The 14,821-nt window shown below is 72.3% G+C and carries 11 protein-coding genes and 1 pseudogene; 7 read left to right on the top strand and 5 right to left on the bottom strand.

Annotation, left to right across the window (positions count from 1 at the left end):
• The coding region (cysC, locus tag AC08OP_RS09470) for an adenylyl-sulfate kinase (RefSeq protein ID WP_476613846.1) at positions 1–879 on the top strand (879 nt) is incomplete at its 5' end.
• On the opposite strand, the gene AC08OP_RS09465 is transcribed toward cysC, so the two are convergent.
• The 4 genes from AC08OP_RS09465 to hemE all read right to left on the bottom strand — a co-directional run bounded on the left by AC08OP_RS09465 (position 876) and on the right by hemE (position 6,887).
• Positions 876–2,537, bottom strand: a complete 1,662-nt coding sequence (locus AC08OP_RS09465) for a sugar transferase (RefSeq protein ID WP_476613845.1) — start codon at positions 2,535–2,537, stop codon at positions 876–878. The genes cysC and AC08OP_RS09465 overlap by 4 nt on opposite strands.
• A 975-nt stretch (positions 2,538–3,512) precedes the next feature.
• Positions 3,513–4,208 carry a hydrogen peroxide-dependent heme synthase gene (hemQ, locus tag AC08OP_RS09460; protein ID WP_011435779.1) on the bottom strand — a complete coding sequence of 232 codons (696 nt, stop codon included), beginning with the start codon at positions 4,206–4,208 and terminating at the stop codon, positions 3,513–3,515.
• Between the two features lie 51 nt (positions 4,209–4,259).
• A complete protein-coding gene (gene hemG, locus AC08OP_RS09455) occupies positions 4,260–5,675 on the bottom strand; it encodes a protoporphyrinogen oxidase (RefSeq protein ID WP_476613847.1) in 1,416 nt (471 codons plus the stop codon).
• A 102-nt stretch (positions 5,676–5,777) separates the two neighbouring features.
• Entirely contained in the window at positions 5,778–6,887 is a 1,110-nt protein-coding gene (hemE, locus tag AC08OP_RS09450; protein WP_476613844.1) for a uroporphyrinogen decarboxylase, read from the bottom strand.
• A 224-nt stretch (positions 6,888–7,111) separates the two neighbouring features.
• On the opposite strand from hemE, the gene AC08OP_RS09445 reads away from it, so the two are divergent.
• The 6 genes from AC08OP_RS09445 (at position 7,112) to AC08OP_RS09420 (ending at position 14,189) form a co-directional block, all read left to right on the top strand.
• Positions 7,112–7,627 carry a DUF3817 domain-containing protein gene (locus AC08OP_RS09445; protein ID WP_476613843.1) on the top strand — a complete coding sequence of 172 codons (516 nt, stop codon included), beginning with the start codon at positions 7,112–7,114 and terminating at the stop codon, positions 7,625–7,627.
• Positions 7,628–7,911: 284 nt separating this feature from the next.
• Positions 7,912–8,163: a hypothetical protein gene (locus AC08OP_RS09440; RefSeq protein WP_476613842.1), complete on the top strand. Its 252-nt coding sequence runs from the start codon at positions 7,912–7,914 to the stop codon at positions 8,161–8,163.
• A gap of 137 nt (positions 8,164–8,300) precedes the next feature.
• Entirely contained in the window at positions 8,301–8,954 is a 654-nt protein-coding gene (locus tag AC08OP_RS09435; protein ID WP_476613841.1) for a DUF3000 domain-containing protein, read from the top strand.
• 173 nt (positions 8,955–9,127) lie between these two features.
• On the top strand, positions 9,128–10,477 hold the full coding sequence (locus tag AC08OP_RS09430) for an HRDC domain-containing protein (protein ID WP_476613840.1): 1,350 nt from the start codon (positions 9,128–9,130) through the stop codon (positions 10,475–10,477).
• A gap of 266 nt (positions 10,478–10,743) precedes the next feature.
• On the top strand, positions 10,744–11,952 hold the full coding sequence (locus tag AC08OP_RS09425; protein WP_476613839.1) for a thiolase family protein: 1,209 nt from the start codon (positions 10,744–10,746) through the stop codon (positions 11,950–11,952).
• Positions 11,953–12,041: 89 nt separating this feature from the next.
• The gene (locus AC08OP_RS09420; protein ID WP_476613838.1) at positions 12,042–14,189 is read left to right on the top strand and encodes a 3-hydroxyacyl-CoA dehydrogenase NAD-binding domain-containing protein; all 2,148 of its coding nucleotides are present in this window, start codon (positions 12,042–12,044) and stop codon (positions 14,187–14,189) included.
• A 60-nt stretch (positions 14,190–14,249) separates the two neighbouring features.
• Here AC08OP_RS09420 and AC08OP_RS09415 read toward each other — a convergent pair.
• Positions 14,250–14,821 (bottom strand): annotated as a pseudogene (locus AC08OP_RS09415) (hypothetical protein); the annotation flags it as partial.

The following is a 14,821-nucleotide window of genomic DNA, read 5'->3' as shown; positions in this document are numbered from 1 at the left end:
GGGGTACCGGGCCCGGCCACGGCCGTGACGCCCGCCCCCCCGGCACCCACGGACCTGGCGGACATTGCGTGGGCGGCGGCGGGCGCGGCCTGGACAGGCGTGGAGACGGCGGCGAGCTCCGCCGACGAACTGGCGAAACTCGCCGCCCAGCGGGCGCATCTGGCCAGCTTCTACGGCTTGACCGGCAGCCTCATCGGGCCGGCGATCGGCGCACCCGGGCGGATGGAACTGGCCTCGCTGCTCGACGCCGGCAACCCGATACCGGCCGAACTGACCCCGCCGGCGGTGGCCGCGGAGCTCTCCCGCGCCATCCCACCACGTTCGAAGCGGGGCCTGGCCGTGTTTCTCACCGGGCTGTCCGGCTCCGGGAAGTCGACGCTGGCCGGCCTGCTCGTCTGCCGACTACTGGAATACGGCGGACGCCGGCTCACTTTGCTCGACGGGGACGTCGTGCGGACCCAGCTGTCCCAGGGACTGGGATTCTCCCGCGCCGACCGCGACATCAACGTCCGACGGATCGGCTTCGTCGCGGCCCAGGTCGCGGGAGCCGGAGGCACCGCGGTGTGCGCGCCGATCGCGCCGTACGCCGACGTGCGCGCCCAGGTCCGGGGGATGGTCCGGGCCGCAGGCGGCGGATTCGTGCTGGTACACGTGTCCACACCGCTGGAGGTGTGCGAGGCGCGGGACCGTAAGGGGCTCTATGCCAAGGCGCGCGCAGGCGTCCTGCCCGCCTTCACCGGCGTGTCCGATCCGTACGAGACGCCGACCGACGCCGACGTCACGGTGAACACCGCGGAGCTCTCCGCCGAGGACGCCGTGGACCGGATCATCGACCACCTACGCCACGCTGGCTGGCTAGCTGGCCATGCGGGCCCCTAATACGCCCCCTCGCGGCGCAGCACGGCGAACACGGTACGCCAGAGGATGACGAAGTCCATCGCCAGTGACCAGTTCTCGACGTAGCGTAGGTCGAGACGGACCGACTCGTCCCATTCGAGGTCCGACCGGCCGCTGATCTGCCACAGGCCGGTCAGCCCCGGCTTCACCATCAGCCGGCGGTGCACGTCGTCCTCGTAGCGGGCGACCTCCGACGGCAGCGGCGGGCGCGGCCCCACCAGCGACATCGTGCCGCCCAGCACGTTGAACAACTGCGGCAGCTCGTCGAGCGACCACTTGCGCAGGAACTTCCCGACCTTGGTGATCCGCGGGTCGTCACGCATCTTGAACAGCAGCCCCTCGGCCCGTTCGTTGCGGGACTCCAGCTCCGCCTTGCGCGCCTCCGCGTCGACGTACATCGACCGGAACTTGTACATGGTGAAGTGCTCACCACCCCGCCCCACCCGGGTCTGCTTGAACAACGCCGGGCCGCGGCTGGTCAGTCGCACCGCGAGCCCGAGACCGAGCAGCAGCGGGGAGAACAGCAGAATGATCGTTCCGGCCACGCACCGGTCGAAGACCATCTTCATCACCCGACGGGTACCGGTGAGCTCCGGCTCCTCGATGTGCAGCAGCGGCAGCCCGGCCACCGGACGGATCGAGATCCGCGGCCCGGTCACGTCGGTCAGCGCCGAGGAGACCAGCACGTCGACGTCGCTGCCCTCCAGCGTCCACAGCACCCGGCGCAGCGTCTCGCCGTCCATCTGCGGACTGATCGCGACCGTGGTGGCGTGCGTGGCCGTGATGGCAGTGTGCAGGGTCTCCGAGGTGCCGACGATCGGCACCCCGAGCAGGTCGAACCCACTGCGTTCCGGCCGGTCGTGACTGTGCCGGCCGGGCGAGCGGTCAAGCACGACACCGACGACCGCCCAGCCCGACGTCGGATCGCGCTGGGCCAGCCGGACCAGGGTGGCAGCCGACTCCCCGGCCCCGACCACGAGCACCCGGTGCAGGCAACGACCGGCCCGGCGCATGCGGTGCAGGAGGCCGCGGCCGACGACCCGACCCACCATGGAGAACAGGGTCGCGGCCGGGAAGGCGATCAGCACGTAACTACGGGCGATCTCCGCCTTTGTCGCATACGAGGCGATGGCCACCGCCGCGGTGAACCGGGCCGCCGTGTTGACCACCCGCCGGAACTCTTCCGACCCGCCGCCGAGGAACCGGCTCTCGTAGGCCCGGTTCAGGGACATCGCCAGCACCCAGGCGAGCGGCAGCAGAACCGTCATGAGGATGTATGGCTTGGAGGACACCGGCTGGGTACCGAAGTCGACCAGGTCGCCGAATCGCACGAAATACGCGAGCCCCGCTGCCACCACGCAGGCGGCCGCGTCGAACAGGACGAGCAGCCGGACGTAACGCCGTTCCCAGGTCACCTGAGCGCGGTAGCCGCCCGTCTCGACGGCGGCTGGGCTCACCCGCCCCGCGCTGTGCCGCCCGCCGGGCCCGGTGGCCGTGCGGCTCGGCGGTGCGCCGACGGGACGACCGGCCGTCCCCGCCGGCGCGCCCGGCGGGGACGGCATCCCCTGCCCGCCGCGGGCGCGCGGAACGAAGTTCGACCCAGCGGTCGCGCGCGTGTCGCCGGGCACCGTCTCCGTCACTCGTGGTCCCCCCCAGCACCGCGACGGCGCGCGTCAACGACACCGACCGGACCCGGCCGAACGGACTGGCCCAGTGGCGCCGGCACGTGCCCGAGCCCGAGCCAGGATCCGAACGGGCCCGGAGGTGTCATCGTCCTCCCCGTTCGGCGGCCCGCGGCACCCCTCGCTCAGACAGCCACGAATTCATCCCTCGGTGGTGCATCGACCGGACCTCCAGCGATCTTCCCCCGCCACTGACTGTGGGCCACCCCGAACGATGAGCCGAACGCGCGCATCATCCAGGTTCCACTGGGGTGTGTCGGCACACCGGAGCGAACTGGAATACCGGACGCCGACACGGGTGGCGCTCCGTGGTCACGGGGGCAACGTTACCGGCTACGCCGAGATGATCTACCAGCGGCCCGGCCCGGCGATGGCAGCGTGACGCCCCGACCGCCGACCGTGGCGATGGCGTGATCCATGCGTTTATGGCAACTCACAGTAACAGAGATGCGGTCGTCGACCAGCGACCGCCATGACGAACCTTCCGAGTCGACGAACCTTCCGAGTCCGCCCGCCGACGCGGGCATGACAGGCACCATCGACCCACGGACGCCTGACGCCTACGCTGCGCACACAAACAGCGGCGATAATGCTACTCTGCGTTATGGATCGCGGGTCTCGGCTCGGGATCCGTCGGCTGCCCGCCCCCGCGGGCGCCGGGAGGGGTGGGGCTGTGCGATCCTGCGCGCCCCGTGCGACGTCGCCGACGTGATATCGCCGGGGTGACATCGCCGGGGTGATGTCACGTCGGGATTGATGTCACCTGGAGTGATGCCGCCCGGGTGAGGCCGGTGAGCACAGTCACGGGACGGTCGGCGCCTGCCGGACGGGTGGGGGCGCCCAGGCAGGCGCCGGCTGCCGTCCCGGTCCTCCGCCGGCACCGGTCCTCCGCCGGCACCGGTCCTCCGCCGGTCTACCCGGCAGCCACCCGCCTCAGGGCAGGGCGGTGACGACGTCCGCCAGCGGCTTGCGGGCACCGGTGTAGAACGGCGTCTCCAGCCTGGTGTGCCGTCGCGCCGCGCTGGCCCGAAGGTGTCGGATGCAGTCGACGATCCGGTGCAGCTCATCCGCCTCGAAGGCGAGCAGCCACTCATAGTCGCCCAGTCCAAACGAAGCCACCGTGTTGGCCCGGACGTCCTCGTACTCCCGGCCCATGATCCCGTGCTCGGCGAGCATCCCGCGCCGTTCATAGTCCGGCAGCAGGTACCACTCCAGCGAGCGGTTGAACGGGTAGACGCAGAGATAACCGCGGGGGTCCTCCCGCCGGACGAAGGCGGGGATGTGGTTCTGGTTGAACTCCGCCGGCCGGTGCAGGCCGACCGCCGACCACACCGGACGCAGGTGCCCGCCCAGGGCCGTCCGCCGGAACCGCTGGTAGGTCTCCTGCAGCAGGTCCGGGTCCGGGCTCGTCCACCAGACCATCAGGTCCGCGTCGGCCCGGTAGCCCGAGATCTCGTAGACACCGCGGGTGTAGACGTCCTTGGCCAGCGCCCCGTCGAGCAAGGCGGTCGCCTCGTCGATCAGCGGGGTCCGCTCGGCGGGCAGCGGACGGTCGGCCGCGAAGACCGACCATCCCGTGTAGAGCAGCTCCGCGTTGAGTTCGCGGGCCGATTTCGTGGACTCCGACATTCCCATCCTCCTTCACCGGCGGCCGGACGCGGTCCGGGCCGGTGCACGTAATCAGATTCCCGGGCCCACCGGATCGGCCGGACTGCCTTGCGCCGTCCGGGTAGCCCTCAGCACCGCGTGCGCGGCGGTCTCCCCCGACCGGATACAGGCCGGGATGCCTACACCGTCGTATCCCGCGCCGGCCAGGACGATCCCCGTTGGAAGCCCCCGGCGCACCGCGGCGATCCGGTTGAGATGACCCGGCAGGTACTGCGGGAGTGCCCCGCCCCAGCGACTCACCCGGGTCGCGACCGGCCGACCGGACAGACCGGTGATCTGCGCGATCTCCGCCGCCGCCACCCCGGCGAGCTCCACGTCCCCACGCTGCAGGTCCTGTTCGGCACCGGCGCGGCCGATGCTCGCCCGCACCACCGTGAGCCGGTCGGAGCCCAGGTGCGGCCACTTGGCGGACAGGAAGGTGGCCGCCTTCACCGCGGTGCCCGCCCGGGCGGGCACGAGGAATCCGCTGCCGGGTGGCGGCGCGGCATCCCGGTAGACCAGCGTCACCAGGCCGACCGAGGCGTAGGGCACGCCGGCAAGCGGGGCGGAGGCATGCGGGGCCAGCGGCGCCAGCAGGGCGCGGGCCACCCCGGCGGGCACCGCGAGGATCACGGCGTCGGCCTGGAACGGCCCAAGGGCGTCCGCGCCGCCCACCCGGTCACAGTTGACCTGCCAGCCGCCCGCGGTCTTCGCGATCGAGCGGACGAGCACCCCGGTGTGCACGGTGGCGCCGGACTGCGCCGCCACCCGCGCCGCGAAGGAGCCCAGGCCCCCCCGAAGCGTGGCGAACAGCGGTGCCGTCGAGGTCGTCGTCGCGGGTCCGGTACGGGCCCGCACCCGGTGCGCGCCGAGGAGCAGCGAGCGGTCCTCGGCGAAGATGGGGACGAGCTGGGGCACGGTAGCCCGCAGCGACAGCGCGTCGGCCCGGCCCGCATACACCCCCCCGAGCAGCGGATCCACCAGCAGGTCGACGACTTCGCGCCCGACCCGCGTGCCGACGTAGCGGCCGACGGTCGGATCGTCGGCGAAACGCGTCCGCGGCAGCACCAGGTCGGCGGCGGCCCGCACCAGCCCCCACGGGGACAGCACCCGCGAGCGGACCAGGCCGAGGACGTCGGTCGGCACTCCGAGCAGAGTGTTCGGGGGGATGGGACGCAGCCGGCCGCGGATCCACAGTGACGCCGACGTCGTGGCCGGATGCACGATGTCGTGCCCGAGCCCGATCTGCCGGGCCAGACGGAGTCCGTCGGGAACCCGGGCGAGGAAGGACTCCGCGCCCTCTTCGACGTCCAGACCCTCGATCGGGGTGGTACGCAGCTTGCCACCGACCCGGTCCGCCGCATCGAGGACGGTCACTTCGGCGTGCCCGGCCAGGGCGCGGGCGGCCGAGAGCCCGGCGATACCCCCACCGACGATCACAACCCGCACGTTCCTGCCGCCCTTCACGTTGAGTGGTGCCGCCCGCCAGTTTTCACCATCGAGCCGGTTCCAGTGAACCGGTCCGATGAGGGCGGATCACCTGCCGTGGACTCACCTGCCGTGGACGAGGTCAACGACGTGTGCGAGCACGCCCGGATCGGTCTGCGGCAGCACCCCGTGGCCGAGGTTGAACACGTGCCCCTCCGCCTCGGCCCCGCGGGCGCAGACGTCACGCACCTTGGCGGCGAGCACCGCTTCGGGGGCGAAGACCGCGGTCGGGTCGAGGTTTCCCTGCACGGCGTGACCGGGCCCGATCCGCCGGGCGGCCTCGTCGAGAGGGACCCGCCAGTCGACCCCGACGACGTCCGCACCCGCCTGGCCCATCGCGGCGAGCAGCTCACCGGTGTTCACACCAAAGTGGATGCGCGGCACCTCACCGGCGAAGGCGGCCAGCACCCGAGCGCTGTGCGGCGCGACGTAGCGACGGTAGTCCGCCTCGTCCAGCGCCCCGGCCCAGGAGTCGAACAGCTGCAGCGCGTCGACACCGGCATCCACCTGGACCCGCAGGAAGGCGGTGGTAATGTCGGCGAGCCGGGCCAGCAGGTCGTGCCAGAGCTTCGGTTCGCTGTACATCAACGCCTTGGTGCGGGCGTGGTCGCGACTCGGCCCGCCCTCGATGAGGTAACTCGCGAGGGTGAACGGCGCCCCGGCGAACCCGATCAGCGGGGTTGAACCCAGCTCGGCCAGCAGTAGCCGGACCGCGTCGGCCACGTAGGGAACGTCGTCCGGCTCCAGTGCGCGCAACGCGGCGAGCCCGACGGCGTCCCGCACGGGCTCGGCCACCACCGGTCCGATCCCGGCGACGATGTCGATGTCGAGGCCGATCGCGACCAGGGGCACCACGATGTCGGAGAAGAAGATCGCCGCGTCCGGCCGGAACCGGCGTACCGGCTGGAGCGTGATCTCAGTGATCATCTCGGCCTCCCGGCAGGAGTCGAGCATGGCGACTCCCGCGCGCAGGGCCCGGTACTCGGGCAGGACCCGCCCGGCCTGACGCATGAACCACACCGGCGTGGTCCCGGGGGGCTCCCGTCGACAGGCCCGCAGGAAGGGCGCGGTGTCGGCCAGGCCGAGCCGCCGGGCGAGCGCGGCACCGGTCGGCGGGGGCGAGACGCCGCCCGGCCCGGATCCGGGTCCCGCGTCGACGTGGAGGACAGGCATGGGTCGATCGTTGCACGCCCGTGAGATGTGTGGGAGTACGGCCATAGCGGGATGGGCCACCGCACGGGCCTGACGGCTCCCGGCGGCGAGGACCGGGGAGTACCAACCGGAACGTTGCACATCCGCTATCTTCTACTCTGGGTAGAAGAACTTCCAGGTCCGGCCGGTGCCGGGCGCTCCCGTCCGTCGAGGCCGCGCCGGCGGACGGGGACGAACGATCGGACGTGACGAATCCCGCGGTCGCCGTGGCATGCCACGGCGCGTCCCGGGTCCCGGCACTCCAGGGCACCCGGACAGTGGAACACCTCGGTGTCATCCGCTACGACGCCATCCCCTACGACGCCATCTGCTACGACGAGGAGTCACCGATGACCGGTCGTGCCCCGAGCGGCGCCTCCCAGCCCCTTGCCCTGGCCCGCATCGTCTCGCTCGCCGAGGCGTCGTCCTTCCTCTTGCTGCTCGTCGCGACCGCGATCAAATACGGTGCCGACTACCCGATCGGCGTGCGGATCCTCGGCCCGGTCCATGGCGTGCTCTTCCTCATCTATTGCGCCCTCATCGGCTACCTCTCGGTGGTCGGGCGCTGGCGCCGTAAGCGGACCGTGCTCGCGCTGATCGCCGCGGTGCTGCCCGTCGCCCCGTTCTTCGTCGAGCGGCACTGGCTGCGCGGCGACGCCGCCCGGCTGGGCGACGCAGAGCCGGCACGTCCCACCTCGAAGCCGGCCGGCCAGGCGGGCTGAGCCGAGGCCCGGCCCCACCGGCCCACAGACCGGGCGATCCGCCCCGCACCGCCCCGAGACGGGCTCACGCGACACGCCGGAGAGAATGCACGGACATCCGCCCGTCCCGTGGCACCGTCAGTCCGGTCGGAATTGGGGTAGAGGGTGCGCGTCATCCCGCGTTCCCCCTCCCGCCGGCCGTGGCGAGTGGCGCGCGATCCGTGGTTATGCGCCCACCACGATCCAACGGGACGCATCACGGGCAGACGTGCGCGGGGAGTGGTGGTCGAGTGGAACGGGTCCGGATGAGCGCCGAGGATCACATCGTTCTCGTCTGCATCGCATGCGGCGACGAGCGCATCTTCGAACAACCCCCGTGCTCCGACGGGCACGGTGACGACTGCCCGGAGTGGGCCTGCACCTCCTGTGGCGCCGCGGTGCTGGTCGGGCCGGCCCCCGCGGAGCGGCCGACGGCCCGGCCGAGGCCCGCGCGCGAGACCCCCGCAGTCCGGGATCTCCGCGGCCGCGATCGTGCCGCCGCGCGGATCCCGGCGTGAGCCTGCACAGTTCCGCCCCTCAGCCGGGGTACTCCGGACACCGGCTCACCGGTTCCCGCCCGCACGCAACGGGACCGAAACCGTACGCTCCGACGTCCGGCCAGCATGATCAAGACCGACGTCCTACCGTTGCCGTCATGGGGGTCGCGCAGTCATCCGAGGCGAGCCCTCCGATCTTCCTCGCGGTCACCAACGCCCTGCGCGCGGGGATCGCGCGGCTGCGCCCGGAGGTGGCGGTGCACGAGGTGGCGGCGCCCACCCGGGTCGCGCCGTTCTCCTTCGCTCTGGCCGGTGGGCTGACCGGGGACGAGGCCGACACCGCGGCCGGCCGGCTCATCCTGCTCATGGATCCTCAGGGACAGCCGGCCTGGCAGGGCACGGCCCGCATCGTCTGCTACGCCCGCGCGAGCATCGACCGGGAGATCGCCGGCGATCCCCTGCTTGCCGAGGTCGCCTGGTCGTGGCTGCGGGAATCGTTGGAGGCGCACGGCGCGGGCGTGCGCGCCCTGGGCGGCACGGTCACGGCCACCGCGTCACAACGCTTCGGCGTGCTCGCGGCCGACGGGGACAGCTTCGCCGTGGAGCTGCGCTGCTCCTGGTCACCCGACTGGGCGGAGACCACCCTCGCATCCGACCTCGGCCCCGCAGGGCCGGGCGCGCAGGGCCAGCCGCCCTGGAGCGCCTCGGCGACGGCCGCCCACCTGCTCGCGTTCGGCGACCTGCTCGCGGCCATGGCCGGCCTTCCCCCACAACTGTCCGGAGTCATCGCACTACCAACCCGCCGGGGTTGACCGCGTCACACCGGCCCGCCGGACGGACAGCACCGCACCACCCACCGCGCGCCGCGGCCGATCCTCCACCGCGCGCACCTCCCATTACCGAGTCGTTACAAAGCGTATAAATAACGCGATTCGCTGTAGGACACGGCTACCTCTGCCAGGATTCAGACGTACGATCACTGATCGTGACGTCGACGGTTCCTGAATCAACACAGCGGGTCAGCGGGGGTGTCAGCGCAGAGGTGGAGGTACAGTCCAGCACTGGTGCCCATGAGCCCATCCCGCTGCTCACCCCTGCGGACGGGGTACCCCCCGTCATCGTCGACACCGCAGAACTCGCCGCGGCGGCGGAACGCCTCGCGGCCGGCGTCGGGCCGGTCGCGTTCGACGCCGAACGCGCGTCCGGTTACCGGTACAGCCAGCGGGCCTACCTCGTCCAGATCCGACGGCGGGGCACGGGCTCGCTGCTCCTCGATCCGATCGCGCTCGAGGATCTGAGCGTCATCCAGGACGCGGTGGACGGGGTCGAATGGGTGCTGCACGCCGCCAGCCAGGACCTTCCGTGCCTGTCCGAGCTCGGTCTGCGGCCGAGTCTGCTGTTCGACACGGAGCTCGCCGGCCGGTTGCTGGGCTACGAACGGGTCGGGCTGGGGATGATGGTCGAACGGGTGCTGGGCTACGGGCTGGAGAAGGGCCATTCGGCCGCGGACTGGTCGACCCGCCCGCTTCCCGAGCCGTGGCTGCGCTACGCGGCACTCGACGTCGAGCTGCTGGTGGAGTTGCGCGACGCGCTCGAGGCGGAGCTGATCGAACAAAACAAGATCAAATTTGCCCGGCAGGAGTTCGCCGCGATCGTCACGGCCCCGCCACGCGAGCCACGGGCCGAGCCGTGGCGCCGGACGAGCGGGATCCACCGCGCCCGGTCCCGCCGCCAGCTCGCGGCGGTCCGGGCGATGTGGACCGCCCGGGACCGGCTCGCTCGTACCCGTGACGTCGCGCCGGGTCGCGTCCTCCCGGACAGCGCGATCATGGACGCCGTGCTGAACGCCCCCACCGACGCGGCCGCGCTGGTCCGACTGCCCATCTTCTCCGGACCACGGATCCGCCGCACCGCGAACGTCTGGCTCGACGCCCTGCGTAGCGCCGCCGCGCTACCCGAGGAAGAGCTGCCCGCCCCGGCCGGACCGGGCGGCGACGGTCTGCCGCCGCCCAACCGCTGGGCCGAGCGCGACCCGGTGGCCGCGTCGCGGCTGGCCCGGGTACGGGCCGCGCTGGCCGCCCTCGCCGCCACCCACACGATGCCGGTGGAAAACCTCCTCGAGCCCGCGTTGTCCCGGCGGCTCGCCTGGTCCCCGCCGAATCCCCTGACGGACACGGCCGTCGCCGGGGCGCTGCGGGCCGGCGGGGCACGCCCCTGGCAGATCGAGCTGACGGCCGCTCCCCTGCTCACCGTCCTCGCCGAGCCGCCGACCGAACCGACAGCACCGGCCGAACCGACAGCACCGGCCGAACCGACAGCCGAGCCGGCGGGCTGACGGCCGGATCTGCGGGTCGTGGGCCAGGGACGGACCGGCGCATCACGACATTGGCATCCCACGACATCGGCCTCCCCGGGCACCTGGGGCATCCATGGCTCCGAGATGTCTACCGGCTGGTAACCGCTGCCGTAGGCTAGCCGTGCCGGCGGTATCCGCGCCGGTGCCGGCTGGCTGTCCGGGCCCTGGAACCGGGTTCCGGACAACAGCCGACGTTCGACGGCGACGAACCGGCGGTCGGTGGCGGCCGCGGGTCGGGAGGTCCCGTGTTCGGATCATCCAGAAACTTCGTACGCGACGTCGTGTTCGTCGACGGGGTCCGAACCCCGTTCGGGAAGGCCAAGGGCGTCTACGCCGAGACCCGTGCCGACGATCTGATCGTGCGGGTGGTCCGGGAGCTGCTGCGGCGCAATCCCTCCCTCCCCCCTGAGCGGATCGACGAGGTGGCGATCGCGGCCACCACCCAGATCGGCGATCAGGGCCTGACCATCGGCCGGGTCGCCGCCATCCTGTCCGGGTTGCCGGAAACGGTGCCGGGCTTCGCAATCGACCGGATGTGCGCAGGCGCCGTCACGGCGGTGACCACGACGGCCTCGTCGATCGCCGTCGGCGCCTACGACGTGGCCATGGCCGGCGGGGTGGAACACATGGGCCGCCACCCGATGGGCGAAAGCGCCGACATCAACCCCCGGTTCGTCGCCGAACGGCTCGTGGACACCTCCGCGCTGGTGATGGGCTCGACCGCCGAGAACCTGCACGACCGGTACCCCAAGATCACCAGGTCGCGGGCGGACGCCTTCGCTCTGGCCTCCCAGGAGAAGGTCGCCAAGGCGTACGCGAACGGTCAGATCCAGCCCGACCTCGTCCCGGTGGCTGCCCGGCACGTCGAGACGGGCTGGGAGTTCGTCACTGCCGACGAGCCGCCGCGACCGGACACCACGCAGGCGGGGCTCGCCGGGCTGCGCACGCCGTTCCGGCCGCACGGGCGGGTGACCGCGGGCAACTCCGCCGGGCTCAACGACGGCGCCACCGGCTGCCTGCTCGCCGCCGCCGAGGTGGCGGCCGAGCTGGGCCTGTCGGCGAAGATGAGCCTGGTGGGTTTCGCGTTCGCCGGAGTCCCCCCCGAGGTGATGGGCGTCGGGCCGATCCCGTCGACGGAGAAGGCGCTGGCCCGTACCGGCCTGACCATCGACGACATCGGCCTGTTCGAGCTGAACGAGGCCTTCGCCGTGCAGGTCCTGGCCTTCCTCGACCACTTCGGCATCGCCGAGGACGATCCCCGGGTCAACCCGTACGGCGGGGCCATCGCGTTCGGTCACCCGCTGGCGTCCAGCGGGGTGCGCCTGATGACCCAGCTCGCCCGGCAGTTCGCCGAGCATCCCGAGGTGCGCTACGGCATGACGGCGATGTGCGTGGGTCTCGGCATGGGCGCCACCACGATCTGGGCGAACCCGCACCACGCCGCGGCCAACTGAGCAGGCACGACGACTGAGCAGGCACGACGACCGACCCGGGACGACCCGTCCGACACGACCGGGCCCGCGGCGGAACCGAGGGGAGATCCATGACCATCGACGAGGTGACCCTGTCCTTGCCGGACGAGGTCGTCACGGCCGCCCACGCCCGTTACGCGCGGCTGCCCGGGGTGGCCGGGCCCGTCGCCCTGATCACCCTCGACAACGGTCATGACCACACCCGGCCGAACACCTTCGGCCCAGCCGGCCTGCGGTCCCTGCTCGCCGCCGTCGACGAGATCGAGGCGCACGACCCGCCGATCGCCGCGATCGCCGTCACCGGCAAGCCGTTCATCTTCAGCGTGGGTGCGGACCTGTCCTTCCGCTCGTCGCTCACCGACCCGGAGCAGATCCGCCCATCGCTCGCGGCGCTCGGCCGCCTCGGGCACGAGGCCTTCGCCCGGGTGGGTGAGGGTCGCCTGGGTGACCGGAAGGTCCCGACCTTCGCCCTCGTCAACGGGGCGGCGCTGGGCGGCGGGCTGGAGCTGGCCCTGCACTGCGACTACCGGGCGCTGTCCGCCGGCATTCCCGCACTCGCCTTCCCAGAGGTCTTCCTCGGCCTCGTCCCGGGCTGGGGCGGCACCCAGCTGCTGCCCAACCTCATCGGCGCCGAACGGGCGGTGTCCGTCATCATCGGCAACGCGCTCAGCCAGAACCGCATGCTGCGCGGCCGGCAGGCGTTCGAGCTAGGTCTCGGGGACGTGCTGCTGGAGCCGGCGGACTTCCTGGCGGAGGCGCTGCGCTGGGTGGGCCGGGTGCTGCGCGGCGAGGTCGACCCGGTGGCCGCCCGCGCGCCGGTCGAGCGGGGGGCGGCCTGGGCGGAGGCGATCGCACGGGGCCGGGCGCTCGCCGACGCGAAGCTGCACGGGGCCGCGCCGGCCGCCTACCGGGCGTTGGACCTCCTCGCGCTCGCCGAGACCGCCGACCGCGCCACCGGGTACGCGGCCGAGACCGAGGCCCTCGCCGATCTGTCCGTCAGCGACGAGCTCGCCGCCAGCCTGTACTCCTTCGACCTCGTGCAGAAGCGGGCGAAGCGGCCGGTGGGCGGGCCGGACCCGGCGCTGGCCCGGCCCGTGACGAAGGTCGGGGTGGTCGGCGCCGGCCTCATGGCAAGCCAGCTCGCCCTCGTGTTCGCGCACCGGCTCGAGGTGCCGGTGGTGCTCACCGACATCGACCAGGCCCGGCTCGACGCCGGGGTCGCGGGGGTCCACCAGGAGATCGACAACCTTCTGCTGCGCCACCGCATCACCCCCGACCAGGCGAACCGCTACAAGGCGAACGTCACCGGATCCCTGACCAAGGACGGCTTCGCGGACGTGGACCTCGTCATCGAGGCCGTCTTCGAGGACCTGGCCGTCAAGCGGACCGTGCTCGCGGAGCTCGAAGCCGTCGTAGCGCCCACGGCCGTGCTCCTGACGAACACCTCGGCGCTGTCGGTCACCGAGATGGCCGCTGGGCTCGATCATCCCGAACGGGTCGCCGGGCTGCACTTCTTCAATCCGGTGTCGGTCCTCCCCCTGGTCGAGGTGGTCCGCGCTGCCCGCAGCGACGACGCCACCATCGCGACGACGCTGGCCGTGGCGAAGAACCTGAAGAAGAACGCGGTCCTGGTCGCCGATGCCCCGGCGTTCGTCGTCAACCGGCTGCTGACCCGGTTCCTCGGGGAGGTGCTCGGCGCGACGGAAGGCGGTACGCCGCTCGAGGAGGCCGACCACGCCCTCGATCCGCTGGGGCTGCCGATGTCCCCGATGACCCTGCTCGCCCTCGTCGGGCCGCCGGTCGCCCTGCATGTCGCGGAGACGCTGCACGCGGCATTCCCGGACCGGTTCCGGCGGCCGGCGGCTCTCGCCCGGCTGGTCGAGGCGGGCCGGAGCGGCGTCTACACCACGGGCCCGGACGGCGTCCAGACCGTCGACCCGGACGCCGCCGCGCTCATCTCCACGCCGTCCCCGGCCGCCACCCCGCTGACCGGGGACGAGGTACGCGAGGCGGCGTTGCGGGCGCTCGCCGAGGAGATCCACCTGATGCTGACCGAGAAGATCGTCGCGGAGGCCGCCGACATCGACCTGTGCATGATCCTCGGCGCCGGCTGGCCGTTCCACCTCGGCGGCATCACGCCCTACCTGGACCGTACCGGCATCAGCGAGGCCGTCACCGGGCAGCGCTTCACCCCGCCAGGCATCGCCACCCTGCGCTGACCCAATCCGAAATACCGGCACTCAGTACATGGGTGTCTCACCTCAGGCTGGCGAAGAGGGTCAGGCCGTGCGGACCGGTGGCTCGTCGTCGCTACCGCCACGCCGGCCATCGCCGGGGAAATCACCGAACGGGCCCGGCGGCTGAAGATCCGGGGGCAGCGACGGGTCCAAGGAGAACGGGGCGCCGGGCGCCAGCAGGCAGTAGCTTCCGGATTCCTTTCCCACCTGGTACGTCTCGTGACTCGCCGAGGCGCTGCCGCGCCGGACGTCGACCTGAACCTCCCGGACCGTCGGGGAACCCACGGACCGGTGGATCTGCACTCCCCGCACGGCGAACGAGGCGATACCGCCCTGGACATCGTCCAGAGCCCGCATGATGATGGCGAACTCGGACGCCGGGCGGCGTTCCTGGACCGATGGGCAGAGGCGGGCGTAAGCGGCCTCGTAGCGCGAGTCGCTGACCTCCGTCAGGTAGGCGCGGACGGCGTCGGCAGGGCCGTCGGCGGAGCGGAAGAACAGGAACAGGCCTGTCCCGCCCGCGCCGGCCAGGAGGGCGAGCACGAGGACGAGCGGAATCAGCCACCGGGCCCGGCTACGGCGGGGCGCCGGCGGCCCGCCCGGCCACCCGGGGC

The sequence above is a fragment of the Frankia sp. CeRuru1 genome, from assembly GCF_977966315.1.
The sequence above is the reverse complement of the archived record's forward strand: the minus strand, read 5'-3'. Positions and strand labels throughout refer to the sequence as shown.

Excerpts from the sequence above, each read along its gene's own strand:
- AC08OP_RS09435 (WP_476613841.1), top strand. The coding sequence starts at position 8,301 with ATGGGGGTCGCGCAGTCATCCGAGGCGAGCCCTCCGATCTTCCTCGCG.
- hemE (WP_476613844.1), bottom strand. The coding sequence starts at position 6,887 with ATGCCTGTCCTCCACGTCGACGCGGGACCCGGATCCGGGCCGGGCGGC.
- AC08OP_RS09440 (WP_476613842.1), top strand. The coding sequence starts at position 7,912 with ATGAGCGCCGAGGATCACATCGTTCTCGTCTGCATCGCATGCGGCGAC.
- hemQ (WP_011435779.1), bottom strand. The coding sequence starts at position 4,208 with ATGTCGGAGTCCACGAAATCGGCCCGCGAACTCAACGCGGAGCTGCTC.
- AC08OP_RS09420 (WP_476613838.1), top strand. The coding sequence starts at position 12,042 with ATGACCATCGACGAGGTGACCCTGTCCTTGCCGGACGAGGTCGTCACG.